The 26,410-nt window shown below is 31.3% G+C and carries 30 protein-coding genes and 1 tRNA gene; 18 read left to right on the forward strand and 13 right to left on the reverse strand.

Translation table 11 applies throughout. The features are described 5' to 3' along the window. The first annotated feature begins 54 nt into the window (after positions 1-54). Positions 55-1,497, forward strand: a complete 1,443-nt coding sequence (locus tag NMSP_RS05315) for a menaquinone biosynthesis decarboxylase (protein ID WP_086907789.1) — start codon at positions 55-57, stop codon at positions 1,495-1,497. Here the strand turns inward: NMSP_RS05315 and mqnC are convergent. Continuing rightward, positions 1,492-2,610, reverse strand: a complete 1,119-nt coding sequence (gene mqnC, locus NMSP_RS05320; RefSeq protein ID WP_086907790.1) for a cyclic dehypoxanthinyl futalosine synthase — start codon at positions 2,608-2,610, stop codon at positions 1,492-1,494. The genes NMSP_RS05315 and mqnC overlap by 6 nt on opposite strands. 145 nt (positions 2,611-2,755) lie before the next feature. On the opposite strand from mqnC, the gene NMSP_RS05325 reads away from it, so the two are divergent. From NMSP_RS05325 to NMSP_RS05370, 10 genes are all read left to right on the forward strand, one after another. Next, positions 2,756-3,538, forward strand: coding sequence for a 2-amino-3,7-dideoxy-D-threo-hept-6-ulosonate synthase (locus tag NMSP_RS05325; RefSeq protein ID WP_086907791.1), 783 nt, complete (start codon positions 2,756-2,758; stop codon positions 3,536-3,538). Next, entirely contained in the window at positions 3,531-4,592 is a 1,062-nt protein-coding gene (locus NMSP_RS05330) for a 3-dehydroquinate synthase II domain-containing protein (protein WP_086907792.1), read from the forward strand. Before NMSP_RS05325 ends, NMSP_RS05330 begins: the two co-directional genes overlap by 8 nt. Position 4,593: 1 nt before the next feature. Beyond that, complete coding sequence (gene aroD / locus NMSP_RS05335) at positions 4,594-5,271, forward strand: type I 3-dehydroquinate dehydratase (protein WP_086907793.1); 678 nt, start codon at positions 4,594-4,596, stop codon at positions 5,269-5,271. Between the two features lie 40 nt (positions 5,272-5,311). Further along, positions 5,312-6,130, forward strand: coding sequence for a shikimate dehydrogenase (gene aroE, locus NMSP_RS05340; protein ID WP_086907794.1), 819 nt, complete (start codon positions 5,312-5,314; stop codon positions 6,128-6,130). Continuing rightward, a complete protein-coding gene (locus NMSP_RS05345) occupies positions 6,130-6,984 on the forward strand; it encodes a shikimate kinase (RefSeq protein WP_086907795.1) in 855 nt (284 codons plus the stop codon). The genes aroE and NMSP_RS05345 overlap by 1 nt, the downstream gene beginning before the upstream one ends. Then, positions 6,974-8,248: a 3-phosphoshikimate 1-carboxyvinyltransferase gene (aroA, locus tag NMSP_RS05350; protein ID WP_086907796.1), complete on the forward strand. Its 1,275-nt coding sequence runs from the start codon at positions 6,974-6,976 to the stop codon at positions 8,246-8,248. The genes NMSP_RS05345 and aroA overlap by 11 nt, the downstream gene beginning before the upstream one ends. 115 nt (positions 8,249-8,363) lie before the next feature. Then, positions 8,364-9,461 carry a chorismate synthase gene (aroC, locus tag NMSP_RS05355; protein ID WP_086907797.1) on the forward strand — a complete coding sequence of 366 codons (1,098 nt, stop codon included), beginning with the start codon at positions 8,364-8,366 and terminating at the stop codon, positions 9,459-9,461. Positions 9,462-9,465: 4 nt separating this feature from the next. Beyond that, positions 9,466-10,836 (forward strand): aminotransferase class I/II-fold pyridoxal phosphate-dependent enzyme, encoded by a 1,371-nt coding sequence (locus tag NMSP_RS05360; protein WP_192866145.1) that lies wholly within the window; start codon positions 9,466-9,468, stop codon positions 10,834-10,836. Next, positions 10,833-11,684 carry a prephenate dehydrogenase/arogenate dehydrogenase family protein gene (locus NMSP_RS05365; RefSeq protein WP_086907798.1) on the forward strand — a complete coding sequence of 284 codons (852 nt, stop codon included), beginning with the start codon at positions 10,833-10,835 and terminating at the stop codon, positions 11,682-11,684. Before NMSP_RS05360 ends, NMSP_RS05365 begins: the two co-directional genes overlap by 4 nt. A 3-nt stretch (positions 11,685-11,687) precedes the next feature. Further along, positions 11,688-12,092 carry an NUDIX domain-containing protein gene (locus NMSP_RS05370; RefSeq protein ID WP_086907799.1) on the forward strand — a complete coding sequence of 135 codons (405 nt, stop codon included), beginning with the start codon at positions 11,688-11,690 and terminating at the stop codon, positions 12,090-12,092. Here NMSP_RS05370 and thiC read toward each other — a convergent pair. The 3 genes from thiC to NMSP_RS05385 form a co-directional block, all read right to left on the reverse strand. Further along, complete coding sequence (thiC, locus tag NMSP_RS05375) at positions 12,075-13,403, reverse strand: phosphomethylpyrimidine synthase ThiC (protein ID WP_086907800.1); 1,329 nt, start codon at positions 13,401-13,403, stop codon at positions 12,075-12,077. The genes NMSP_RS05370 and thiC overlap by 18 nt on opposite strands. Before the next feature lie 221 nt (positions 13,404-13,624). Continuing rightward, the gene (locus NMSP_RS05380) at positions 13,625-13,846 is read right to left on the reverse strand and encodes a hypothetical protein (protein WP_086907801.1); all 222 of its coding nucleotides are present in this window, start codon (positions 13,844-13,846) and stop codon (positions 13,625-13,627) included. Continuing rightward, a complete protein-coding gene (locus NMSP_RS05385; RefSeq protein WP_086907802.1) occupies positions 13,846-14,037 on the reverse strand; it encodes a hypothetical protein in 192 nt (63 codons plus the stop codon). The genes NMSP_RS05380 and NMSP_RS05385 overlap by 1 nt, the downstream gene beginning before the upstream one ends. Before the next feature lie 100 nt (positions 14,038-14,137). Here NMSP_RS05385 and thiD point away from each other — a divergent pair, with 100 nt between their 5' ends. Genes thiD through NMSP_RS05400 form a run of 3 tightly spaced genes read left to right on the forward strand, consistent with a single transcriptional unit; the run spans position 14,138 to position 16,626 of the window. Then, positions 14,138-15,445 carry a bifunctional hydroxymethylpyrimidine kinase/phosphomethylpyrimidine kinase gene (gene thiD / locus NMSP_RS05390; RefSeq protein ID WP_086907803.1) on the forward strand — a complete coding sequence of 436 codons (1,308 nt, stop codon included), beginning with the start codon at positions 14,138-14,140 and terminating at the stop codon, positions 15,443-15,445. 42 nt (positions 15,446-15,487) lie between these two features. After that, complete coding sequence (locus NMSP_RS05395) at positions 15,488-16,192, forward strand: nucleotidyltransferase family protein (RefSeq protein ID WP_086907804.1); 705 nt, start codon at positions 15,488-15,490, stop codon at positions 16,190-16,192. Then, positions 16,189-16,626 carry a GNAT family N-acetyltransferase gene (locus tag NMSP_RS05400; protein WP_086907805.1) on the forward strand — a complete coding sequence of 146 codons (438 nt, stop codon included), beginning with the start codon at positions 16,189-16,191 and terminating at the stop codon, positions 16,624-16,626. Before NMSP_RS05395 ends, NMSP_RS05400 begins: the two co-directional genes overlap by 4 nt. Here NMSP_RS05400 and NMSP_RS05405 read toward each other — a convergent pair. Further along, a complete protein-coding gene (locus NMSP_RS05405; RefSeq protein WP_086907806.1) occupies positions 16,623-17,066 on the reverse strand; it encodes a hypothetical protein in 444 nt (147 codons plus the stop codon). The two genes, NMSP_RS05400 and NMSP_RS05405, sit on opposite strands and share 4 nt — an antisense overlap. 41 nt (positions 17,067-17,107) lie before the next feature. Beyond that, a complete protein-coding gene (locus NMSP_RS05410; RefSeq protein ID WP_086907807.1) occupies positions 17,108-18,121 on the reverse strand; it encodes a galactose-1-phosphate uridylyltransferase in 1,014 nt (337 codons plus the stop codon). A gap of 186 nt (positions 18,122-18,307) precedes the next feature. On the opposite strand from NMSP_RS05410, the gene NMSP_RS05415 reads away from it, so the two are divergent. Next, positions 18,308-19,606, forward strand: a complete 1,299-nt coding sequence (locus NMSP_RS05415; protein ID WP_192866146.1) for a BPG-independent phosphoglycerate mutase family protein — start codon at positions 18,308-18,310, stop codon at positions 19,604-19,606. On the opposite strand, the gene NMSP_RS05420 is transcribed toward NMSP_RS05415, so the two are convergent. Continuing rightward, the gene (locus NMSP_RS05420) at positions 19,578-20,138 is read right to left on the reverse strand and encodes a DUF309 domain-containing protein (protein ID WP_086907808.1); all 561 of its coding nucleotides are present in this window, start codon (positions 20,136-20,138) and stop codon (positions 19,578-19,580) included. The two genes, NMSP_RS05415 and NMSP_RS05420, sit on opposite strands and share 29 nt — an antisense overlap. An 82-nt stretch (positions 20,139-20,220) precedes the next feature. On the opposite strand from NMSP_RS05420, the gene NMSP_RS05425 reads away from it, so the two are divergent. Together NMSP_RS05425 and NMSP_RS05430 are read left to right on the forward strand one after the other, a co-directional pair. Then, a complete protein-coding gene (locus NMSP_RS05425; protein WP_086907809.1) occupies positions 20,221-20,631 on the forward strand; it encodes a 30S ribosomal protein S24e in 411 nt (136 codons plus the stop codon). Beyond that, entirely contained in the window at positions 20,631-20,816 is a 186-nt protein-coding gene (locus NMSP_RS05430; protein WP_086907810.1) for a 30S ribosomal protein S27ae, read from the forward strand. The genes NMSP_RS05425 and NMSP_RS05430 overlap by 1 nt, the downstream gene beginning before the upstream one ends. Before the next feature lie 24 nt (positions 20,817-20,840). On the opposite strand, the gene NMSP_RS05435 is transcribed toward NMSP_RS05430, so the two are convergent. The 6 genes from NMSP_RS05435 to NMSP_RS05460 all read right to left on the reverse strand — a co-directional run bounded on the left by NMSP_RS05435 (position 20,841) and on the right by NMSP_RS05460 (position 26,165). Next, on the reverse strand, positions 20,841-21,548 hold the full coding sequence (locus NMSP_RS05435) for a hypothetical protein (RefSeq protein WP_086907811.1): 708 nt from the start codon (positions 21,546-21,548) through the stop codon (positions 20,841-20,843). Positions 21,549-21,713: 165 nt separating this feature from the next. Next, positions 21,714-22,868: a tRNA pseudouridine(54/55) synthase Pus10 gene (locus NMSP_RS05440; protein ID WP_086907812.1), complete on the reverse strand. Its 1,155-nt coding sequence runs from the start codon at positions 22,866-22,868 to the stop codon at positions 21,714-21,716. A gap of 22 nt (positions 22,869-22,890) precedes the next feature. After that, the gene (locus NMSP_RS05445; RefSeq protein ID WP_086907813.1) at positions 22,891-24,216 is read right to left on the reverse strand and encodes a signal recognition particle receptor subunit alpha; all 1,326 of its coding nucleotides are present in this window, start codon (positions 24,214-24,216) and stop codon (positions 22,891-22,893) included. Then, entirely contained in the window at positions 24,209-24,898 is a 690-nt protein-coding gene (locus tag NMSP_RS05450; RefSeq protein ID WP_086907814.1) for a diphthine--ammonia ligase, read from the reverse strand. Before NMSP_RS05450 ends, NMSP_RS05445 begins: the two co-directional genes overlap by 8 nt. 210 nt (positions 24,899-25,108) lie before the next feature. After that, positions 25,109-25,522 carry a translation initiation factor IF-5A gene (locus tag NMSP_RS05455; RefSeq protein WP_086907815.1) on the reverse strand — a complete coding sequence of 138 codons (414 nt, stop codon included), beginning with the start codon at positions 25,520-25,522 and terminating at the stop codon, positions 25,109-25,111. A gap of 31 nt (positions 25,523-25,553) precedes the next feature. Then, on the reverse strand, positions 25,554-26,165 hold the full coding sequence (locus NMSP_RS05460) for a hypothetical protein (protein ID WP_086907816.1): 612 nt from the start codon (positions 26,163-26,165) through the stop codon (positions 25,554-25,556). A 93-nt stretch (positions 26,166-26,258) separates the two neighbouring features. On the opposite strand from NMSP_RS05460, the gene NMSP_RS05465 reads away from it, so the two are divergent. Then, positions 26,259-26,385 (forward strand) — tRNA-Tyr (locus NMSP_RS05465). Positions 26,386-26,410: the final 25 nt, after the last annotated feature.

The following is a 26,410-nucleotide window of genomic DNA, read 5'->3' on the forward strand; positions in this document are numbered from 1 at the left end:
ACAAAGTTCAAAAAATCCAGTTAAGCTTATACCTGATTTATGAAGAGCTTGTGTGTGCCAATACAAGATACTCAAGAATTCATCAAAGAACTTGAAAAACAAGGTGAGCTAAAAAGAGTCAAAACAGAAGTAGATCCAGATTTAGAAATTGCAGAAATTTTAAGAAGAGAAATGTATTCCAACGGTCCAGCTGTTCTTTTTGAAAATGTAAAAGGGCACAGCATGCCAGTTTTAGGCAATGCATTTGGTTCAATGAGGAGACTTGAGATAGGACTTGAGATGACAGATTTTACAGAAATAGGTCAACGCATTACAGACATGACAAAAATGGATATGCCATCAGGAATTCTAAATAAAATTAAAAAATTACCAGAACTTTCAAAAATGACAGCATCATTCCCAAAATTAGAGTCTAGTGGGTTAGTTACAGAAATGACGTCAAAAGATGCATCGTTTGACGATTTACCAATTATAAAATCATGGCCTAACGATGCAGGGCGATTCATAACATTAGGGTTAATTGCAACAAAACATCCTGAAACAGGAGTTCGAAATTTAGGAGTTTACAGAATGCAAATCATAGATAAAACACATGCATCAATGCATTGGCAAAAACACAAGAGAGGTGCAAATCATGGAGATATTTCAAAAGACAGAGGAGAGAAAATACCAACAGCAATAATTTTTGGAGGTGAACCTGCAACAGTTTTTTCATCAATTGCACCAGTTCCTGAAGGATTAGACAAATATCTATTTGCAGGAATTACAAGAAAAGAAGGAATCAAGACAGTAAAATGTAAAACAATAGACTTGGAGGTACCAGCAAATGCAGAAATTGTTTTGGAAGGATACGTGGATCCAGAAGATATCAGAGATGAAGGACCATTCGGAGATCACACAGGATATTACACACCAGTTGAGCCATATCCAACATTTACATTAACAGGAATTATGAGAAGGAAAAATCCAGTTTACGTAACAACAGTTGTCGGAAAACCGATTTTAGAAGATGCATATATTGGAAAAGTTATTGAACGTTCATTTTTACCACTTGTACAAATGTTCCATCCAGAAGTGGTGGATTTCAGCATGCCAGCAGCAGGATGGTTTCAAGGTTTTGCAGTAATATCAATCAAAAAAAGATATCCAGGTCAAGCAAAAAAAGTCATGATGGGTTTATGGGGAATGGGACAATTGGCATTAACCAAAATGTTTGTAGTGGTTGATGAAGACATCAATGTTCACGATATGGATGATGTGATATGGGCAATTACTACAAGAGCCGATGCTGCAAGAGATACCATAATTATCAATAATACACCAACAGACACATTAGATCCAGCATCACCATTAGTAAATTTGGGTTCTAAAATGGGAATTGATGCAACACAGAAAACAAAAGAAGAAGGATACATGCGAGAAATTCAACAACAAGTAAAAGTTGATGAGAAAACAAAGAATCTAGTAGACTCCAGATGGTCAGATTACGGACTATAATGTACGAATAGGATTATAGAAATTATCTCGCTCTTCAACCTGATAACCAATTTGATGAATTGCATCAACGATGATTTTATCAGTTAATTCAGTTGAACGTGCACCAGTACAAGATACAACTTCTTCACCAATTAGAGTGCCACCAAAATCATCAGCACCATATTGTAAAGCAAGTTGTGCCATTCCAACCCCATTAGTCAACCAAGAGGATTGAATGTGAGGAATTAATCCATCTAAAACCAATCTAGAAATTGCAATCATTTTCAAAAGTTGAATTCCTCCGGTTCCATAATCAACAAGACCCTCATCTTGCATCAAAGTATTATTTGGTTCAAAGTTCCAAGGGATGAAAGCCATAAAGCCATTAGTCTTTTCTTGTAATTTTACAATTTTTGAAAAGTGTTCCACAATATCATTATTATTTTCAACACTGCCATACATCATTGTAGCAGAACCAGGAATACCTAGAGAATGTGCTTCATCCATTATTCTAATCCAATCAGCACTGGAAATTTTCTTAGGACTAATAATTTCTTTAACAGAGTCAGTTAAAATTTCAGCACCTGCACCAGGAATAGATTGTAAACCTGCATCTTTTAATCTAGATAGAATCTCTTTTGTAGATGATTTCTCAACTCGAGCAATCATGTCAATTTCAGATGTAGATAATCCATGTACGCCAACAGTTGGAAATTTTTTACGAATCATTTTGAATGCATCCTCATAATATTCAATTTTTAAACTTGGATTATGTCCACCTTGAATCAAAACCTGACGAATCTTAAACATATCATAAGAAGTTTTTACACGAGTTTCAATATCATCAAGAGATAAAGTATACGAGTCTTCAGCGCCAGGCGATCTATAAAATGCACAGAATTTACAATCAGTAATACAGACATTCGTGTAATTCAAAATAATGTTATTTACAAAAGATGCTTTATTTCCAAATTGTTTTTTTGTTAAATAACCAGAAACTAATCCCATCAAATGAACATCATTAGATTCCAAAAGTCTCAAAATATCCTCAGGTCCAGGTCTATTACCTTTAAGAGAATTTTCTAAAATATCTTTGATATCGCTTTTCTGTATCTGTTCAGTTGTCTGACTCAATTATCAATAGTCCTTGAGAATTTCTATTTATTCCTTGATAGAAAAAATAGTAAAAAACAATGAAGAATTCACAAGGAATTCAAAATATTTTTGAGCATGCAGAAGCACGTTATTTTTAAGTAGGGCTGAAAGAACAAAACAAAACATGGTATCAGCAACAGAAATTAGATTAAATAGAATTATGAGAAAAGGAAGAATGCTTTGCATTCCAATGGATCATGGAATTTCAAATGGACCTATTGAAGGACTTGAAAATCCAGCTGATACAATTTACAAATGCGAAGGACATGGATTAACTAGCGTAATCATCAACAAAGGAATTCTCAAATCATTACCAAAACCACCAAAAATTGGAACTTTAGTTCATTTTTCAAGCAGTACAGCATTATCATTATCACCAAATCGAAAAATGCTTACAGGTACAGTAAAAGAAGCTGTAGCATTAGGAGCTGATGGTGTTTCACTACACATTAACATCGGAGGAAAAGAAGAACCAGAAATGTTAGAACAACTTGGTCTAACAGCAGATCAATGTCATAGATGGGGAATGCCACTTTTAGCAATGATGTATCCAAGAGGTGAAAATATTCCTAACCCGCATGATCCAGAAATTGTAGGACATGTTGCAAGAATTGGTGCAGAGTGTGGAGCAGATATTGTAAAAACATTATACACAGGAGACATAGATTCATTTTCAAAAATTGTTAAAAGTACACCAGTTCCAATTGTAATTGCAGGAGGACCTAAAGCTAAAACAGATTTAGATATACTCCAAATGACTGAAGATGCAATTACCGCAGGAGCTAAAGGTGTAACATATGGAAGAAATATTTTTGCACATAAAAAACCAGAAAAAATGGTTCAAGCACTATCAGAAATAATTTTCAAAAAAGGTACTGCAAAGGAAGCAATGAAAAGAATTGAGTAAAACTAGAGAATTAATTATTTTACCAAAAGTAAATCAGGCACAATTAACAAAATTTTTGCCTCAATTAGAAGAAGAAGGAATTAAAACAATATTCCTAGATCCAAAAAAATTAGGTAAGAAAAAAACAAAATTAAAAACAATATCTACATCAAATTCTTCAAACTATGTTGTACTAGAAAAAGAAAATTCAACCAAACCAAAAGGTAAAAAAATTGGAATTAAATTTGAAGTATTATCAAATGTAGATATTGATAATGTACTATCAATTTCAAAAAAAGGATTAGATTTTGTAATCATAGAAGTTAAAGACTGGAAAATTATTCCTCTAGAAAACATTATTGCAAAATTACATAAAATACACACAAAGATTTTTGCAATTGCTAGGACGCCCGAAGAAGTAAGAAAAATGTTTTCAATTTTAGAAGTAGGAGTAGACGGGGTAATATTCAGTACATCTTCAATTAATGAAGTAAGAGAAGCAATGGTTTACCTAGGTACAAGAAGTTTCGACATGAAACCAGCAAAAATTCTTGAAATTAAAGAAGTAGGAGATGGAGAAAGAGTTTGTGTAGATACAGCATCTATGTTACATAAAGGTGAAGGCATGTTAATTGGAAGTAGATCAAATTTCTTATTTCTTGTACACAATGAATCAGTAGGTTCATCATTTACATCACCACGACCATTTAGAGTAAATGCAGGTGCAGTTCATTGCTACACTTTATCTCCAGATGGTACAACAAATTATTTGTCAGAAGTAGAAACAGGCTCAGAAGTATTAATTTTAAATTCCAAAGGTAAAGCACGTAGAGCAACAGTCGGAAGATCAAAAATTGAAAGAAGACCAATGTTAATGATTAAAGCATCAGTAGGAAATGAGATTGGAGGAATTATTGCACAAGATGCAGAAACAATTAGATTCGTTAAACCTAGCGGCCAATTAGTATCAGTAACACATCTAAAAAAAGGAGATATAGTGATGGCTCATGCAAAACCTGCAACAGGCAGACATTTTGGAATGGAAGTTTCAGATGAATACATACTAGAAAAATAAAATGAAATACAAAACATGTATATCAATTGCAGAAAAGTCTCCAAAGAAAATTAAAAATAAATTAAAAGATTCATTAAAAAAATCAGACTATGTAGAAGTAAGATTAGATTTTTTAAAACCAAAACAAATTCCCGAAACATTAGAAATAATTAAAACAGATTTAAAAAAAATTGTGTGCACTTTAAGACCAAAAAATGAAGGTGGAAAATTTACAGGTACTGAAAAAGAAAGAATCGCCATATTGAAATTAATTGCAGAATATAATCCATTTTTATTAGATGTTGAATTTAATACATTAAATAAAAATAATGAATTATCAAAATATCTTAAAAGCACCAAAACAAAATTATTAGTTTCATGGCATGATTTTAAAAAAACTCCTAAGACAGCAGAATTAAAGAACAAAATTAAAAAAATGAGTAAATTTTCAAATAATGTAAAAATTGTTAGCACTGCAAAATCAGTAGATGATGCAACCAGAATGCTAGAATTGTATAATAAAAAAGGGAAAAATAATTTAATTTCATTTGCAATGGGAGATGAAGGTAAAATTTCAAGAATTTTGTGCCTATATTTAGGCAGTCCATATACGTATGTGTCATTAGGAAAAGCAGTTGCGCCAGGTCAGTTTAGCGTAGACGAAGTAAACAAAATAATCAATCTAAAAAGTAGCAAATAAAAAATTGAGAGTTTAAATCAATCTATTTCTCAAAAGGCATATGGGAAAAAGTTTTGCAGTAATTGGAGATCCTATCAATCATTCTTTATCTCCAAACATACACAGTGCAGCATTTAGAGAATTAAATTTAGATTCTTCATATATCGGATACAGGATTCCAAAAGGAGAATTAGAAAGCGGAGTAGAAGGACTAAAGAAAATAAAAATTGCAGGATTTAATGTAACAATTCCTCACAAAATTGAAATGATGAAATATTTGGATAAAATGGATGAATCATGTAGCATTATTGGCGCAGTCAACACAGTTGTAAATAATGATGGAGTTTTGAAAGGATACAATACAGACATGGATGGATTTTTGGAGCCATTGAAAAAAAGAAATATTTCAATTCAAGATAAAAAAATTCTTTTAATCGGTGCAGGAGGTGCAGCAAGAGCAATCATTGCTGGAATGTCTAAAGAAAAAGCACAAGAAGTAGACATAGCAAATAGAACTACAAAAAATGCAGAGGAATTATCAGAGTTTGCTACAAGTATAGGATTATCTACAAATGTAAAAAAAATAGAAGAAGTCAAAAATTTACAAAAATATAATGTCATAATCAATTCAACATCAATAGGATTGAAAGACGAACCGAGTCCAATTTTATTTGATCATGCAAATGAAAATGCAGTAATTTATGATATTGTCTATTCTCCAATGAATACAGATTTTATTAAAAAAGCAAAAGACAAAAAATTAGAAGTAATTTATGGATATGAGATGCTTTTAGGTCAGGCTACCAGAGCATTTGAAATTTGGCATGAAATGAAAGCGCCTTATAATGCGATGAAAAAAGCATTGTTAGGAGGATTTTGATGGCAAAAGCAAAAGCTACTGTACATGGTGCAGTTTCAATAGTTAGTGCCATAGCAAGTAAAAAAGGAGCAACATTAGGAATATCACTAAAAGTTGAAGCAATCGTAGAGACAACAGAGGGCAAAGGGATCATAATTCAATCAGAAAATAAGAGTCTCAGTTCTCGATTAATCAATAAAACAATTGAAAAAATCGTATCAAAAAAGGATTTAGAAAAAAATAAAATCACCATCACTCTAACTTCAGAAATTCCAACAGGTTATGGGTTAAAAAGTTCCAGTGCAATTTCATCAGTAGTTGCATTAGCATGTGCAAAAATATTCAAACCGAAATTAACAGATAAACAAATTCTACTAGCTGGAGTTGATGCATCAATTGAAACCAAAGTAAGTATTACTGGGGCATATGATGATGCATGTTCTTGTTATTACGGGGGATTTAATGTAACAGATAACGGAAAAAGAAATAGAATCCAGTTTGAAAAAATTCCATCGAATCTAAGTGCAGTTATTTTCATTCCAAAAAATAGAAAAAGAGGAAATTTGAAAAGATTAAAAATATTATCACCAATTTTTAACAATGCTTGGGAATTAGCAAATAAAAAAAGGTATTGGGAGGCAATGACAATAAATGGTTTAGCCACATCATCCATTCTAAATTCAGATCCTAAAATCATAGTAGATTTAATTGATAAAGGTGCACTTGGGGCTTCAGTGTCAGGAAACGGTCCATCTATTGCAGCAATTGTAAAAAAAGAAAACATTCCTAACGTAAAAAAAATATTTTCAAATTTAGAAGGAAGCATTATTGTTTCAAAAATAAATAACAAAAAGGCAGAAGTACATGAACTGTAAAGTAGAAAAATCAAAAATTAACGGGGTCATCGACTGTCCCTCAAACAAAAGTTACACACACAGAGGAATTTTCCTAGCATCACTTGCAGGCAACAACAGCAAAGTAGAAAATATTTTGATTTCAGCAGATACAAAAGCAACCATTGAAGCATGTAAAAAATTTGGAGCAGTCATCGAAGTAAATGATTCAGCAGTAATTGTGAAAGAACCTATCAAAATAGGCTCAACAGTACCGGAAATAAATACAGAGAATTCAGGCACAACCATCAGAATCGCAATAGGAATTGCAAGTTTATTTTCTGAAGAAATTACTTTAACAGGAGATGATAGTATTCAAAAAAGACCTATGCAACCATTGTTAGATGCATTAGCAAGTATTGGTGCAAAATGTAGTTCAACAGATGGGAAACCTCCAGTAAAAATTAAAGGAAGTATTTTAGGAGGAAGCATAAAAATTCCGGGAAATTTATCAAGTCAATTTATTTCATCATTATTAATTTCTGCACCTTTAACAAAAAATGGAATTAATCTAACTATTGAAGGAGATTTAGTTTCAAAACCATATCTAGATGCAACAATAGCAACAATGAGGAAATTTGGTGTATCAGTTCAAACATTAATTCCATATAAAAAATACAACATATCACCACAAATTTATAAAAATACAACATTCAATGTTCCAATAGATTTTTCAAGTTTAGCTTTACTTCTTTCTTTTACTGTACTTAATGGAGAAGATGTAACAATCAAAGGCAGTATGGGCAATCTACCTCAAGGAGATGAAGCATTCATTGACTTCTTAGAACAATTAGGAGTTGCAATAACAATTAATGAAGACGAGATTAAAATTAAATCACCTAAAAAATTAACTGGAGGAATTTTTGATTTACGAAATTCTCCAGATCTCCTTCCACCACTAGCAATTTTATCACTAATGTCATCAGAACCAATTCAGATTGTAAATGTAAAACATGCAAGATTAAAAGAGACCGATCGAATTTCAATACTTGCAAGAGAATTACCAAAGATAGGAATTATTGTTGAAGAAAAAGAAGATGGCTTAATTTTGAAACCGTCAGATAATTTAACAGGAGCCAAATTAGATTCAGAAAACGATCATAGATTATTCATGGCATTTTGTATTGCAGGAACTCATATTGGAAATTGCACAGTTACAGATTCAGAATCAGTTCAAGTCTCATATCCAAATTTCATACAAGAAATGAACAGATTAGGCGCAAAAATCGACATTGTAAAGTCATAAATCAAAAAACTAGCAAGATAAGCAAAAATCACAATTTTTACCAATTATCACAAATTTACCAAGGAGAATTCCTGTAAAACCACGAGGAATTATAAACATCATTTAACTAGATAGTATGTTGCCGGGAAGTTCTATTGGTCAGCGTCTAGTTTTGACAAGTTTTGGAGAAAGTCATGGAAGATCAATTGGTGCAGTTTTAGATGGATGTCCTGCAGGATTAGAAATTGATGAAAAAGAAATTCAAGAAATGCTTGATTTAAGAAAACCAGGTCAAAATATTATTTCAACTCAAAGAAAAGAAGGAGATGTTGTAGAAATTGTTTCAGGAGTTTTTAGAGGATTTACAACGGGTGCACCAATTACCATGTTAATTTGGAATGCAGATCAAAAATCAAAAGATTATGAAAATTTGAAAACAAAATTAAGACCAGGTCATTCAGATTATCCTGCAATGATGAAGTATAATCAATTTAATGATCATAGAGGAGGAGGCAGATTTTCAGGAAGGTTAACTGCAACACATGTAATGGGAGGAGCAATAGCAAGAAAATTACTAAAGAAAACACTAGGAATTAAAATCAATTCATTTACAACACAGATAGGAAAAATAAAGATGGAAAAAGAATTCAATGAAAAAATGTCAAAATTAATTTATAAAAATGAAGTAAGATGTCCTGAAGAAAAAACAGCAAAAAAAATGAGAGAGTCAATTCTAGATGCAAAGAAAAAAGGAGATTCTTTAGGGGGAATTATTGAATCAATTTCAACAAACGTACCAGTAGGATTAGGAGAACCAATTTTTAGTTCATTAGAATCAGATTTGAGTAAAGCAATTTTTTCAATCCCATCAGTAAAAGGAATAGAATTTGGTTCAGGTTTTAGAGGCTCAGAATTATTTGGTTCAGAAAATAATGATTTGTATGCAATGAAAAGAGGAAAAATTGTAACAAAGACAAACAACTCAGGAGGAATCTTAGGGGGAATTTCTAATGGAATGCCAATTACAATGAGAATTGCATTTAAACCAGCATCATCAATTGCTCAAAAACAAGATACAGTAGATATCAAAAATAAAAAAGATGCAATTTTACAAGTTAAAGGCAGACATGATCCATGTGTAGTACCAAGAGCTGCACCAGTTGTCGATTCATTAGTTGCTCTAACCATTGCAGATCATGCACTGATCACAGGTACAATTAAACCAAGTTTATAAAAAAATGTCAGACATTAATGAACTTCGAAATGAAATGGATGCAGTAACATTAGAAATGATCAATTTACTCAAAACTCGAACAGATATTGCAAAACAAATTGGAGAAGTCAAAAAAAGTATTGGAAAAGGAGTTGCAGATGAAGAACGTGAAGAGAATTTACGTAGAAAAATCATGAAAGTGACTCAAGAAATAGGATTAGATGAAACATTGGCATCAAAATTTTTGAATTTTTTATTAAATGAATCAATCAAAGTTCAATCAGAAAATAAACAAACACATCTTTCAATATTTCTAAAAGCGAAATCACTAGAACAAGAAGGCAAAAAAATTATACATATGGAAGTGGGAGAACCAGATTTCTTACCACCAGAAATTGTTAAAAAATCATTGTCAGAAGTTTTTGATGAAGGGTTTATGAAATACGGGCAAGCAAGAGGAATGCCAAAATTTAGAGAAGCACTTGCAAAATATGTTTCACAAAAATTCAACGTAGAAATTACTCAAGAAAATATTATTGTTAGTCCAGGCGCAAGATTTTCAATTTTTTCAGCAATCAGCACATTACTTAATCCAGGGGATGAAATGATTGTTATTGAACCATCATGGCCAGCATACAAAGATTGTGCATTAAATTCAGGAATTAAAGTTAGGACAATAAATACAACATTAGAGAAAAAATGGGAACCATCCGTTGAAGAAATTAAAAATGCAATTAATTCAAATACAAAAATGATTGTTCTTAACTATCCAAATAATCCAACAGGAAAAATACTACCAGAAAAATTACAAGATGACATCATAAATTTAGCAAAGGAAAATGATCTCTATGTTTTAAGTGATGAAATTTATTCGCAATATGCAAAAAATAATTGGAAGAGTATTCTAAGTTATGATTATGAAAAAAGCATAGTCACACAATCATTTTCCAAATCACATGCAATGACAGGTTTTAGAGTAGGTTATGCAATCACATCAAAAAAAATTATAGAAAAAATGGTCAAATTAGAAGCACTCTGTTTAACAAATGTATCAGAACCAATTCAATATGTTGCTATGAAAGCATTAGAATCAGATACATCAAGTAATTCAAAATTAATTCAAAGTAGATTAGATATGCTAACAGAAAAAGCAAATGAAATGGGACTAGAATTTATGATTCCAGATGGGGCAATGTACATTTTTGCAAAAATCAATCAAAAGGACTTTGACGGGGTCAAATTTGCCAACAATTCATTAGAAAAAGGGATAGCAATAGCCCCAGGAGAAGGATTTGGAAATTATAAGAATTTCATTAGAATATCTGCATGTCAAGATGAGAAAACACTAATGGAAGGAATGCATATACTAGGCAATATTATGAGTGATATACAGTGAAAAAACTAACAGTAATTGGTGCAGGTGGACAAATGGGTCGATGGTTCACAAAGTATTTTGCAGGTTCAGATTTTGAAGTTACAGGATATGACACTGAAACCAATAGTTTTGGTAAAGACATACTAGTATCAGAATCATTAGTGGGTGCAATTCTAAAAGCAGATTACGTAGTACTATGTACGCCAACAAGACGAACACCAGAAATTATCAGATTAATTGCAAAAGAAATGAAAAAAGGAACATATCTAATTGAAATTTCTTCAGAAAAATCTAAAGTAGTATCATCATTATCAAAAATGCCAGATAAAATAAATCCAATTTGTATTCATCCAATGTTTGGTCCAGGAATAAAAACAATAAAAAATCAAAACATAATTTCGGTACCGATTAAAGATGCAAAAAAAGAATTAACAGTAGCTAAGACTTTGTTTGAAGGAGCTAACTTTGTCACAATAGATGCAATTGAACATGATAAAAAAATTGCAGTGATTTTAGGTTTAACTCATCTAATGAATTTAGTTTTTGCAAACATAATTTCTAAAGACGAGAAAATGTTATTGACAGAGAAAATGTCTGGCACCACATTTAGAGTTCAAAAAACATTAGCAGAGAGCATCATGACAGAAACACCAGAATTAATTGAAACAATAATTGCAAATCCTGAAATTAGAAGAGTAGCTGAAGAATTATGGAAAGATATCGGAAGATTACTTACATCCGTACAAGAATCAAAAACAGAGGAAGTCATAGAATATATTAAAAATTGTCAAGAGAGACTTTCAAAACATACTGACCTTGATGAGTCATACAAAAAACTCTCAAAGATGGTCAAATCAGTTGAAAAATAAATAATGCGTTCAACAAGAATAGTTACATCTTTTATTAAATATAATGATCAAATTTTAATTCTAAAAAGAAGTGAAAAAGTAAGATCAATGAAAGGATTATGGTCAGGAGTTAGCGGAATAATTGAAAATAATGAAAATCCGATAGATAGAGCAAAAATTGAAATTTTTGAAGAAGTAGGAATTAAAGAAAAAGAAATCAAATTAGTTAAGAAATTAGAGAAAATGAAAATACAGTCACAACAATATAAAAATCACGAATGGGAAATTTTTCCATTTTTATTTGAAACAAAAAATGACAATATTAAATTAAATTGGGAAAATTCAGAATTTAAATGGATTCAACCTAAAGAATTAAAGAACTATCAAACGGTTCCCAGTCTTGAAAAAATACTAGTCAATTTGTTGTAAGTTTTCATTTTCTTTATCATATTTTTTTTGTTGAGGCAACATCATGTACACACATGCACCACCACACATAGTACACGGAACATTATTTCCAGGATGCTGACCTGTTCTAGAATGAATTTTTGCTGCCTCTTCTGGATCAATAGATAAAGCAAGCTGTTTTTCCCAATCCAATGTTCGTCTAGCTTCAGTCATCTCCATATCCCATTTGATTGCTTTATCTCGCATTTTTACAAGATCACCAGCATGAGCTGCAATTCTATATGCAATTAATCCAGCTTTGACTTCTTCAGCATTAGGTAACGCCAAATGTTCAGAAGGTGTGAGATAGCATAAAAGATCTACACCTTCGCTTGCAGAAACTGCAGCACCAATGGCACTTGCAATATGATCATGTCCAGATGCAATATCAGTGACTAAAGGACCAAGAACATAGTATGGAACATCACCAATTAGAGATTTAGCTAATCGAACATTTGCAGCTACTTCATTTAATGGGACATGACCTGGACCCTCAACCATTACCTGAATATCATTTTCATGAGCTCGCTTTGTTAATTGAGAGATATTGATCATTTCCTGCACCTGTAATTCATCATGTGAATCTAAAATAGAGCCAGGTCTCAATGCATCTCCAAGACTAAATGTGACATCATATTTTTTGGCAATTTCCATCATGTAGTCATAATGAGTAATGTAAGGATTTTCTTTATCATGTTTTAACATCCAAGCAGCAGTTATTGTTCCACCTTTACTAACAACACCACCATATCTTTGAACTTTAAGAATTCTTTTTGCAATATCTTTAGTAATTCCACAATGAACAGTAGTATAGTCAACCCCATCTTTTGCATTATTTTCAAATGCTTTGATATAATCATCTTCAGTTAAATTCAGAGGATTTTTGTGAACTTCAACACCATAGTTGTAAGCTTCGTAAATAGGAACAGTTCCAAAAGTAATTGGGGCATTATCCATCAAGGTTTGACGAATTTTTTTGACATCACCACCATCACTGAGATCCATCATTGTATCAGCATGATATTTTATTGCAACTTTAGCTTTTTCAATTTCTTCATTCAAATTCACATTCAGGGTGGAAGTTCCAATATTGACATTGACTTTAGTTTTTAATCCTTTACCAATTCCAACATTATGGATTTTTTGAGGTCTAACATTGTTACTAGGAATAATGATTGAACCTCTAGCGATTTTTGGAATTAACCAGTCAAGAGAAACGTCCTCATCTTTTGCAACTTGTTTCATTTCATCAGTTGCAATTCCACGACGAGCAGAAGTCATTTGAGTAGCCATGTATCAATCTAGTTTTTACCTGATTTAAACAATCGTGAAAAAAAATGATTGTTTTGATCGCATTTCAAGTTAGCACTATATTAAGAAAAATTTCATGTTTAAATTCAAAAAAACTCGATTAAGGTTATGAAAATAATTAGAGAATGCATGCATTGTGGAAAAGAATTTCAAAGTATGAGAGACGAATTTTGTTCCTTTGATTGTGTTACTCAATCCACATCTTAGAATAAAAAAAGATTTTTTTCTATCAGCCTCTTTTCAGACCTAATCTGAGTAATTCTCCTGACAATAGGCTCTACAAGTCTTTCCAAATCATCAGAGCCAGAAAAATTTTGGCGTATTTCAAGAATCCTTTGGAGCAATTCAATTTCAGCAGTAATCAAATGTTTATAATTATCAAATTGTTCAAGGGTAGATTTTTGATGATCAGTTTTAGAATCCATTATCGGGGAGGACTCCAACTTTCTTCCATATCATCATCAATGTTTTGAGAAACAAAATATTTTTTTCCACATTTAAAACACTGCCAAAGAAATTTTCCATCCTTTTTTTCCTGATATTGCATTGGAAGTAAACAATTAGTACATTGTAATTGATCAGGGACACCATCATCAATCATAGGAATTTTACTCACATTATAAAAAAATCATTCAAGTATAAAATAGATGATATAATTTTAAATGGAAATTATCAAATATGGAAAAATAGATTAGTGTTAAAAATTAGTAAATGATGTGAATTTATTATCAATAGGAGGTTCAGATCCATCATCAGGTGCAGGCATTCAAAGTGACATTAAGACATTTTCAACATTGAATGTGCACGGGTTAACAGTAATTACAGCAATTACAGGACAAAATACATCAAATTTTGGAATGATAGAACCAATATCAAAGAAAATTTTAGAAAATCAATTAGAATCAGTAATTACAGATTTCAAGATTGATGGAATAAAAATTGGAATGGTGTACAATTCAGAAATAATAAAAACAATTTATCAATATCTAAAAAAATTAGATATTCCAATTGTTGTAGATCCAGTAGTAAAATCAACTACAGGAGCAATGTTGATAGAAAAAACAGCCATAGTAGATTTTAAAAAATTCATCATTCCTCTTGCGACGATTATTACACCAAACAAATATGAAGCTGAAATTTTAACAAAAACAAAAATTAATTCTAAAAATACGCCTGAAAAAATTGCCAAAATAATTCAAAAGATGGGAGCAAAAAATGTAATAATTACAGGAGTTGAAAATAAAAATAATAAAATATCAGATTTTGTTTTGGAGTCAGATAAAAAATATTTTCTTGTTGATGAAAAAATTCCAAAAATTAATCGTGGTAGCGGAAATATTCATTCATCTGTAGCACTATATGGAATTGTGAAATATAAAAAAATTAAAAAATCATTAGAGTTTGCAAAACAAATTACTCTTAATTCAATAAAAAATTCAAAAAAAAGTGGTAAAGGTTTTGAAATTACAAATTTTGACGAATCAGATGATAAAAAGGTGAAACTTGCAAAAGCGATTAATGAATTTACAAAAATTAAAAATATTTTTGAAAATATTCCAGAATGCCAAACTAATTTCGTATTTTCAGAAAATAAACCAAAATCTATTAAAGAAATACTAGGAATTTCAGGAAGAATAGTAAAGGCAGGGGAGAAAATCATAGTTGCAGGAGATTTAGAATATGGAGGTTCAAAGCATGTGGCAACAGCACTGTTATCGGTAAATAAAAAATATTCAAACATTCAATCAGCAATAAATTTGAAATATAGGGAATCAACGATTTCTAAAATTAAAAAAATGAAATGGAATACATTTGATTATGATCGAAATAAAGAACCAAAAAAGATCAAAGTAAAAGGCTCCACAATAGCATGGGGAATTACAAACGCAATTAAAAATTCAAAAAAAACCCCTGACGTAATTTTTCATAAAGGAGATTTTGGAAAGGAACCAATGATAATATTATTTGGAGAATCTCCAGAAATAGTAATAAAAAAAATACAGAAATTATTCAAAGAAAGATAAATTTATCCTTGAACATAAATACTCAAATTTGAAATAACGTTTGTGAAAGCAGTAATTCTTGCCGGAGGTCTAGGAACAAGATTAAGGCCATTAACCAACAGCAAGCCCAAACCCATGTTGCCAGTAGGGGAAAAACCAATTTTAGAACATCTTATAGAATGGACAAAAAAAGGAGGAGTAAAATCAGTAGTTATTTGCGTAAGTTATCTCAGGAAATCAATTGAAGATTATTTTGAAGATGGAAGTAAATTTGGAGTTAAAATTGAATATGCAATTTCAAACAAACCATTAGCTACAGCAGGACAACTTAAAACAGCAGAAGAATTTATCGATGATGATTTTGTATGTATGTATGGGGACTCAATATTTAATTTTAGTTTAAGAAGTATGATAAAACAACATGTTATGAAGAAATCATTTGTTACAATGAGCTTAAATGAATTTAAAACGAATTTACCATATGGAGTAATTGAAACTTCTAAAAATGGAAAAGTAGTGAGTTGGAATGAAAAACCAGAAATAAAAGCAAATGTAAACATGGGATGTTATGTAATGAATCCAAATATTTTTGATTTAATTCCAAAGAACAAGGCATACGGAATGGATGATGTAATAAAAAAAGCAATGAAGAACAAACAAGCAGTGAATAGTTTTATTACAAAAAAAGGCTTTACAGATATTGGAAATAAGGAATCATACAAACAAGCATGTGACGAATATGAAAAAAGGCAAGAGAAATTAAAATGAATGAACCCATTATTAGGGAAATTGAAGAAAGGGATTTTCAAAAAGGTTTTCTAAACACATTGGATACATTAAGAGAAGCAAGCACTATTAGTAAAGAGAAGGCATTAGAAATTTTGAACAATATAAAATCAAATCCTAACCACATCATCATTGTTGCCGAAATTGATGATAGAATTGTCGGGTCGACAACTCTTCTAATTGAGCCCAAATTTATTCACAAAGGAGGATTTGTAGGCCATATAGAAGATGTAGTAGTAAGTAAAGAGTTCCAAGGTCAAAAAATAGGTGAAAAAATTATCAAATATGTTTTAAAAGTTGCTGAAAAACATGAATGCTATAAAACAATTTTAGATTGTTCAGATGATGTTAAACAATTTTATGAAAAAATGGGTTTCAAATATCATTCAAACGAATTTAGATTTGATCACAACTAAAAATATTCTTTTGTAGGACGTTTTTTTCGTTTTAAGATTAGTCTTGATCCAACAAACATCACAGGAGCAGATAATATTATGAACAAGATTGGCAGATATTGAACTGCATCTGTTACATAAATTTCAGGAACCGAGTCAACCCAAGAATAAACTACAAGATTACCTGCAAGTAAAATAATACCTCCAACTATAATCAAACTACCAATTTGCTTTGAACCATAATTCCTGGACATAATGTAAGCAACTGCAGCTAAAATTCCAGCTGGTGCAACACCAATGGAAACAAATTGAATTAGTTTTGGATCAGGAGCAAATCCTTGTGCAACAACAGCATCTTCAGGAACAGTTAACATAAAATAATAAACAGAAATCATTTCACCAGCAAACATTGCAAAAAGAGCGACACTAATTACTGCAAGCCATTTTTCAACATTCCCCATTAACAGAAGTAAATGGAGTTGATAAATAAACCATTCAGAAATTAAAGAATTCCAACAAGATTAGCTAGTTCTTTCCTACAAGCTATTCCAAGTTTTTCAGCAGCATCTTCAGGAGACACATCATTCAAAAATATCCCATAGCCACGTTCTAAACCAGACCAAGGTTTAGTTATTGGATAAATTTCAATGTGCCAATGAATCTGTCTAGTATTTTTCTTTTCAGGGGAAAGATGAAAAACCAGATTATATGGCACATTTTTGATAGTTTTTGTTAAACCGCCTAAAGTAGCCCTCAAAATCAGGGACAAATCATTAATTTCTTTTTGAGTGATTTTAGAGAAACTAGTTGTGTGTTTTTTAGGGGCAATCCAAAATTCATATGGATATGACGGAGCCCAAGGTGAAAAAGCAATGAATCCATCAGTTTGGAGTATTTGTCTTGGTCCACTCAACTCCTCATTAATCGTTTGACACATATGACAAACCCCTTTTTCATTCAAAATTTTATGAGAAGCTTCAGCTTCTGCATCAATTACAGGAGGAATAGTGGAAAGAGTAAGAATATTCAAGTGAGGGTGTGGATTAGTACTTCCAGCCAACTCACCATTGTCACCATAAATTGAGACATATGTGACACCTTTTTGAGTATAAAGCCATCGCAACCTATCTTGAACAACAACTAAAACATTTGACCATTGTTCTGGACTAATAGTTGAGAACGTATCTTTAGTGTTTGGAGAAGCTACAATAACATAATGATATCCATAATTTGGTTCACTGTAAAATGGTTTTTCACTGTAAGAGTTTTCTGTTTCAACAGTAACTACAGGATTTTTACTTTCAAAAACACGTATAGACCAACCTTCAACAAAATCATCTTCACTGTCTTGAAGACGTTGTAACATACCATCTTTTTCAACAAGTGATAAAACAGAAGGATTAGTAAGAGATTCGTTTCCAGGGGCAAAGGGATTTTTTTTACCGTCTACAGATTTTTTATTTTTTGAAACAATCATAAATCTTTCAGAAACATAATCTTTTCGCATATCACCCATAATGGTTACTGAAAGTAATTGTATGTTAAAATGTTTACTAAAAAATTAAAATAAAAATAATTCAAAAATTAAAAACATATTTTTCATTTTACAATAATTGTTTATTGAAAAGATTTGAAATTTTTGATCGCAAAATCATTGCAAGATTTAAAACAGAGATCAAAGGGTTGGATAAACAGAGTTCAAATGGACAATTCCAACATACACATGATCTATGTTCTTTTAGACGGGGTTGGAGATCTACCACATCCAGATTTAGATGGAAAAACACCTTTAGAAGCAGCAAATACACCCACTTTAGACAAAATTGCAAGTAATGGAACTATTGGTGAAGTAATTTCAGTGGGAAAAGGCATTGCTCCAGAATCAGATATTGCTGTTTTCAATATGTTAGGATACAAATTTGATCATGCAGATTATGCCGGAAGAGGCGTCATTGAGGCAATAGGAGTTGGAATTGATTTTAAAGATGGGGATTTAGCATTAAGAGGAAATTATTCAACATTAGATGAAAATGAAATAATCACAGACAGAAGAGCGGGAAGACACATAGAAAAAGAGGATGCAGATGGCATAGCAAAAGAATTAGAGGAAAAAATTCAATTCTCAATACCAGACACAAAAATTGTTGTTGCACCAACAATAGGACACAGAGTAACAGTTAGAATTAGAGCACCATCTAAAAAATTATCATCAAGAATTACAAACACTGATCCAGCATATAGCAACATTGGTGGAATGGGAGTAGCAAAAGCAGTAGGGGACTTTTTGAAAGTCGAAAAATGTTTGCCACTAGAAGACATAGAAGATGCAAAAATCACATCTAACTTGGTAAATGAATTTTCAGAACAATCAATTAAAATTATGAAAGATAGCGGCATCAATAAAAAAAGAAAGGAACAAAACAAAAAAGAATTAAGTTGTATTCTGCTTCGCGATGCAGGTAACAAATATCCAGATGTTCCACCAATTAATGAAAAACATGAAATGAAATTTTCATGCATAGTAGACATGCCAGTTGAATTAGGAATTTCAGAAGTTCTAAAAATGAAGGCATTTGAAGCAGGAGGTCTAACAGATTATGAAGAAAAAGCAAAAGTTGCTGCAAAATCAATGGAAACACATAATGCAATCTATGTTCACCTCAAAGGACCTGATGAATTTGGTCACGACGGGGATGCAATTGGTAAAATGAAAAACATAGAAGAAATTGATCAAAGATTTTTCAAAACACTAGTAGAAAATATAGATTCAAGTAATGTCGCAATAATTATTTCTGCAGATCATTCAACTCCATGTATTAACAAAGGACATAGTGATGATCCAGTACCAGTAGTTGTGTCAGCAGATTTTATTAAAAATGATGGTACAACAAGAATGACTGAAGAACAAGCAAAAAAGGGAAGTATCGGATTATTACAGGGTGCAGAGGTTGTTACAAAATCATTAGAACTAATTAGATCTCAAATAAAACCAAATCATTAATTTTCTGCATTTCAACAGATTTTGCCCTTATTCTTTCAACATCTATTGAATGATACATTGAAGGGGAAGTTCCTAATTTTTCCAAAGCTCTTGTCAGCATAGCAACTCCAATACTCAATTCATTTTCTTGGGCATGAGCATATGCAACGGCTACAAGAATTATTCCTTGAACTAATTCTTTTTCACGTCCAAAACATTGTTTCCAAACACCTTCAAATGCCTCATGACATTCCCAAAATCTTTCACTGTTAAAATAAAATATGCCATCTTTAATTCCTTGATCTATTTCAATTTCTTCTTCAACAACATGTCTAATATTATCTAAATTTCCAATTGGAGATAATTTATCAACTAATTCATCCACATCTTTTGTTTCGATAGCTACATCAAATTCAATAAACGTGGTAGCAACTCTACATAGTCTAATATGAGCATCAGTTCCAACAATCAGATCCCTTGCCCGATAAAGAATTTCACGAGAATTTATAGGAATAAATTTCTCATTTTTTAAATGAATCAAATATCGCTCCATATCAGTGATTCATTCCATTTTCTTAAATTTCTTATGTAAGTTCAACTAGGTTTATATGAAATATCCAAAGGATTTTTGATACATGTCAACTATTGAGACGCTTTCAGATGTGAATAATACCTTCTTATCTAGAAGAGAATTAACTTGTGATTTTCCAGGGTCAAGTGGAAAATTGAAGAGTATGGAAGCAGTAGACATGGTTACAAAAGAATTCAAACTTGATGGTAAAGTAGTGATACCAATGAGATTAAAAACTCATGTAGGAATGTCAAAAGTTACTGGAACATTCTATGTTTATGAAGATGAAGGTTTAGCAAAAAAGCATATCAATCCAACAATCTTTTCAAGATTAGAAAAAACTAAAGCAAAAATAGCTGAAGCTGAAAAAGCAGCTGAGGATGCAGCAGCAGAAGCACCAGCTGAGGATGCAGCAGCAGAAGCACCAGCTGAGGATGCAGCAGCAGAAGCACCAGCTGAGGAGAAAACAGAATAATGCCTGTAGAGAAAAAAGGCAATAAAGGTTCTAGTCCAAAAGTTTATGGATATTTCAAAATTGATGGAGATAAAGCAACAAGAACTAAAAAAAATTGTTCAAGATGTGGAAAGGGAGTATACATGTCTGAACACAAAGACAGAAACACCTGTGGAAAATGTGGCTTAACAGAATTTAAACAATAGAAATAATTTTTAAAATAATTTACATCAGTACAATCTTTTTTTACGAATTTTTGAACTTTTTTCTTCTAGCTCAGCAATTTTTACGATAAATTTAGGATCAAGTTTAATGTTTGATAAAGATTCAGCAGATAATTTCACATTATTAGTATCCAAGGATACATTAGATTTTGGCAAATTTTGGTCAGACCAAAATTTTATTACTTTGTCTTCAAGTTTGTAATCACGAAAACCCGAAGGAAATTTTTTAGTAATATGATTTAGCAAAGTCTTATCATTAAAAACAACTCGTGGTTCAAACAAACGAGTTTCATCACTATACACATTTTCAAACAAATTACCAGATAATTCATCAGAAATCAATTCCATTTTTGAGATTTTTCTAATTAATTCTAAAAAATGTAAAAACTCATGAGCCAAAATTGCATGTATCGTACCCTTTAACCCATAAGCAATCAAAGGGGCAGAAATTTGAATAACAACCTGAAATTTTTCTTCAAACATTACAGGAATTGTTCGAGCAAATAAGATTCCATATTCATATGAATTTGAATCAGATGCAGAAAGTACTAGGGAGGGTTCTACATATGCCACAGGATATTGAATTCCAGATGCTTTTTCAATTCGATTAATTCCAGCAACAGTTATTGGAAAACGTTTCAAGGTCAAGTCATATACATTCTGAGGGATAAGACCCTTGGAATATGCATCTCTAAAACGTACTAATGGATCCAACGTTAATTATTAAAAATTTTAATGTAAAAATGTTGATTTTCTTATGATCTAGGTTTTCCAGACTTTGCTTTTTTTACTCGACGAGTATTTGCTCTTTGATCAGCATGTCTTTGATGTTTACCTTTTTTTCTCATTGGCATGATAAATTACAATATTTACTGCTAGTTAATTGTTATCATTGACAACAATCTCTAAGAAATCAAATTCATCAGCAATACAATTAGTTCCAATAGTTTCAGAGACATTAGGAGTAATATCATTTCCAATCACAAATCGTTTAATTGGCAATCCACCTTCAACCCTTATTTTTACCAAAATTATTTGATCAGAAGTTTTTTTGTAATTTATATCAAAAATTTTTTTTTCATAGGATTTTCCAGATTTTTCAGAAACAATTATTGGATAATTTTTAAGATTTTTTAATTTTTTCAAACATCTAGAATCAAATTTAGAATCAGTTGAAATTTTTATTGTGACCAAAGAGGAAAATTTCAATGGGGTTTTAGGAGAATCATCAACTATCTTCAGATTAAAAATAGAAACATAATCAGAAACATAATCAGAGAGTTTTGTTTTTCTTTTTGATGGATTTTGTAGTTTTACAATAAACGGTCTACCAGAGCCCAGCACCAAACTAGATTTATCCTCACCACCTATCCAAGTAAATTTCGTAGTTGTTCCACCAAATTTTTTAAAAATTAACTTTGAGATAACACCTTCAATACTATTAAATTCAGAAATTCCATGAAAGTTGCAAGTTCTACATCCTTTACCTGAACAATTCTCACAAGATTTCTGTTTTTGAGAATAGCCTCGTTTAGATTTAGTATATCGACCAGAAATAACAATTGGTTTTGAACGTAAATTACAAGAATGTTCTTTAAGATTTACAGTAAAAATAATTTCAGGATCATCATAATTTACAATTTTTTTTGTCTTTTTTGAAAAAAGTTTTCCCAATTCTTTTGTAATATTGGATTTGATACCATCAATTCCCCTTAACTTAAATTCAGATTTTAAGGCATCGTCTCTATCAACAATGGAAGGTTTGATTATTGTCCCAATACTAAAAGTCCTAAACGTATAATCAAATGAGGAGTCAATCATCAATTTTAAAAAATGATCTAAATTGTCAAAGAGATTTTTACAAATGTAACATGAGAGGTTTGAGTCATATCCATTTTTTAATTTTTTTCCAAGTAGTTTATTTGAAGATAAGTGAAGCTGTTTTGTAAATAATCTGCCTAAACAATAATCACATAAGTGGTATTTTTTAATAATTTTGCTGGAAGTGGAAAGAACAGTAGAATAATTAGACATTTTTGATTTGAGATTAATTCAGTTATCCCAAACCCATTTTTCTAAGAGTACCTTGCATTTGACGACCTTTAGAAGCTTTCATCAAATTCTTAGAATTTTTATAATTTTTCATTAATTCTTTTACTTCACCTTCAGGCCATCCAGAACCTCTAGCAATTCTTTTGATTCTTGATGAATTAAGTAAATCAGGATCTGCTTTTTCATCTTTATTCATACTTTGAATAATGTATCTCCATTTAGATACCCTATCTTCCATTTGATCAACTTGATCCTCTTTAACCATACCAGACATTCCAGGCATGCTATCAAGGAGACCTTTAAGAGAACCAACTTTTGTAACCTCCTCCAATTGATAAAAGAAATCATCCATGTTCATTTTTCCACTAGATATACGCTTCATCCTAACATCATCACCCTCATTTTCCAATCTTTTTGCCAAATCTAAGACAGCCTGAATATCACCCATTCCAAGTAATCGACCAACAAATCGAGTTGGAGAGAATTTTTCTAAATCATCTATTCTCTCACCAGTACCAATGTACATAATTTGTGCACCAGTTGCGGCAGATGCTGCTAATGCACCACCACCTTTTGCAGAACTATCTAATTTTGAAATTATAACACCACCAACAGGAATTGTTTTATGAAATGCTTCTGCCTGATTGAAACACTGTTGACCAATTGTACCATCAATTACAAGTAAAGCTAAATCAGGTTCTGCAACTTTGTTAATTCTACCCATTTCTTCAAGTAAATCTTGTTCTTCTTTGTGACGACCAGCAGTATCAATAATAATTACATCAAGGGGTTGACCTGCAAAATGCTTTAAACCATTTTGAACAATGTTTGGAGAATCTTTATTATTTTCTTCTCCATAAACTTCAACATTTGATTTTTCACACATCATTTTTAATTGAACCAATGCTCCGGGTCGGTATGTATCAGCACCAACAACACCAACTTTATGACCTTCTCCAGTCAAAAATTTAGCAAGTTTTGAGGCAACTGTGGTTTTTCCACTTCCCTGAATTCCCAACAAAATTATTTTATTTTGTTTCCCAGGTTTAAAATCAAAATTAGATTCATTACCCAATAATTTTGATAATTCATCATATAGAATTTTTACAATATGATCTTTACGTGATAATCCAGGAGGAGGAGTTTCATTTAATGAGCGTTCTTCCAATCGTTTAGTAATTTCAAGTACTAATCGGACATTAACATCAGAAGTCAATAAAGCCCGTTGAACGTCCTTACAGAGATCTTTAATTAATTCTTCATCAATGCCTGAAGATTTAACAATTTTTTTAATTGCATCGCCTAAACTACTTTTTAATCCATCAAGCATTGTAATTTAACTCCGCATCCACTATTTCAAACCTTCCTCTATAACCATCCCAATTTTTTGTGAATTTATTAATTTTAATCGAACTAAAAAATAGTGGGCAGTCAATAACAAAAGTTTCAGCCTCACCACCCTCAAAATTCAAATTAAATCCAAATTTCTCAGATAATGTTTCCAAAGTATTCACATCAGATTTTGAAATCAATTTGCCTAACCATTGATCGTCTAAACCATCTGACGATACGGTAGTCATCATAAAATGAAAATCTGATTCAAGTAAATCATTCATGTATTTTTTAGGTTCACTTTCCCACAAAGGGGAAACAGGAATTAAATTTAATTTCTTACATAAAATTTCAAATTTTTCTTTTTGAAATTTACTTTTAATTCCACCATGAACTAATCCTTCAATTTTAAATTCATTAATTGCATTTTTCAATAATTTCTCTAAGACAATTAATTCATCATTTGTCTCATCAGAAGATGAATCAATGACTAGTTGAGGAATTTTCATTGATTCAGATTGCAATTTTGTCCATTTTAAATTTGGATGGTGTAAAAGATGACTTTCATCAGATTTTGGAAAAACACTCAACAGACAAGTAACTTCATGACCCTGATTTTTTACAAGATGAATTGCATAGGTACTATCCTTTCCACCTGAAAAAAGACAAGCTAATTTCATCAATCAACAAAAATAATCACCTCAATAAAATTCTAAAATATTTTAAAAGATGCTTCAATACTCATAATCGTCATCACAAATCAGACGGCTTTTCCGATAATCATCAGCATCTATGAAAATTTAACAATCATAGAATTTTAGTGCTGTGATTAAAAAATCAATTAACAATTTTTAACTAAATAATTTTAAAAATGTTGTAAAATTTCCACTCTAACTATTTTTGATAGCCATAATTTTGGTGTGTTCCATAACAACCCAATATTCGACATTTTGTCCATTTTCTAATTTACCTTCAACGGATTCATCAACCATACCAACATCTATAGTTTCAAAAGATTCATTGTCCATAACTTGTACAGTATCGCCATTAATGGAGATAATTTGTCCAACTTTTTTGTTGATCATTGGAACGTGGATTTGCATACTGACAGGTCCAACATGAGGTCTGTTTTTACCATCAAAGATACCTTGACCAACTATTCTAGCTTTTGCTGCACCGTGTTTACCAGGTTTTGATGTATCATATTCAATAATTCTACAAGCTTCGCCACTAGGTTGATCTGTATGTGGAAGTAGAATGTATGATCCAATTTTTAATGAACCTAAATCAGATGGTTTACTCATAAAAAACAGTTTTTGCTCGAATATTTAACTTCTACTTTAGTTGATCAAGTATAGAAAGACTCAACAGATTAGATAAAGTAAAGCCTTTTCTAGTAACATCTCGTTGTGTTTGATCACAATATTTTTTGACGCTTTGATGACTTTTCTCACTTGCAACTTCAATTACAATCATATTTTCAGAATAAGGGAAAGTAAATTTTGAAGGTACAGAACAGGTAGTAGTCATATTTCCAAGTCCAGCTACTTCAATTTTTTCTCGCTTTAACAATAAACCTGCAATTTCAACTAAATCATCCATATCTTCGCCATATTCTAAATAATATATTGAAATGAAATTGGTCTCACCTAAAACTTCTCTTTCAAAGAGATCGTCATGAATATTGAAAACAAATGATGTTTTTTCTTGAATATGTTTGGACAATTCTTTTTCAACAATTGAACTATCCTTGAATTTAGCCAACAAATAATGATTTGCGGATGTTGAAAAATAGGGTTGGCTATCACTTGAAAAAGTACCAGTTACAAAAAATAATTTTTCAATATTTTTAGAATTTGACCAAGATTCTTTTAATTCAAGTGAATCTCGATTGTGTAAATAAGGTGCACATACATATCCAGAATAAGATAATTTTAATTCAGACACAATAATGTGAATTTTTAACAGTATTTATCAATATATTCAAGTAAATAAAAAAGCACGATGGTTTTTTAATAACTCAATATACATAATTTTTGTCCCGTGGTAGCTCAGCCTGGTAGAGCTTCCGGCTGTAGTTGTTGGCTTAAGATGGCTGACCGAAAAACAGCATATCAGGCATACAGAAACCGGGTTGTCGCATGTTCAATTCATGCCCGCGGGACCACAAAATTTCAAAAAGTAGACCCATC

The organism is Candidatus Nitrosomarinus catalina (genome assembly GCF_002156965.1).
GTDB classification, from domain to species: domain Archaea; phylum Thermoproteota; class Nitrososphaeria; order Nitrososphaerales; family Nitrosopumilaceae; genus Nitrosopumilus; species Nitrosopumilus catalinensis.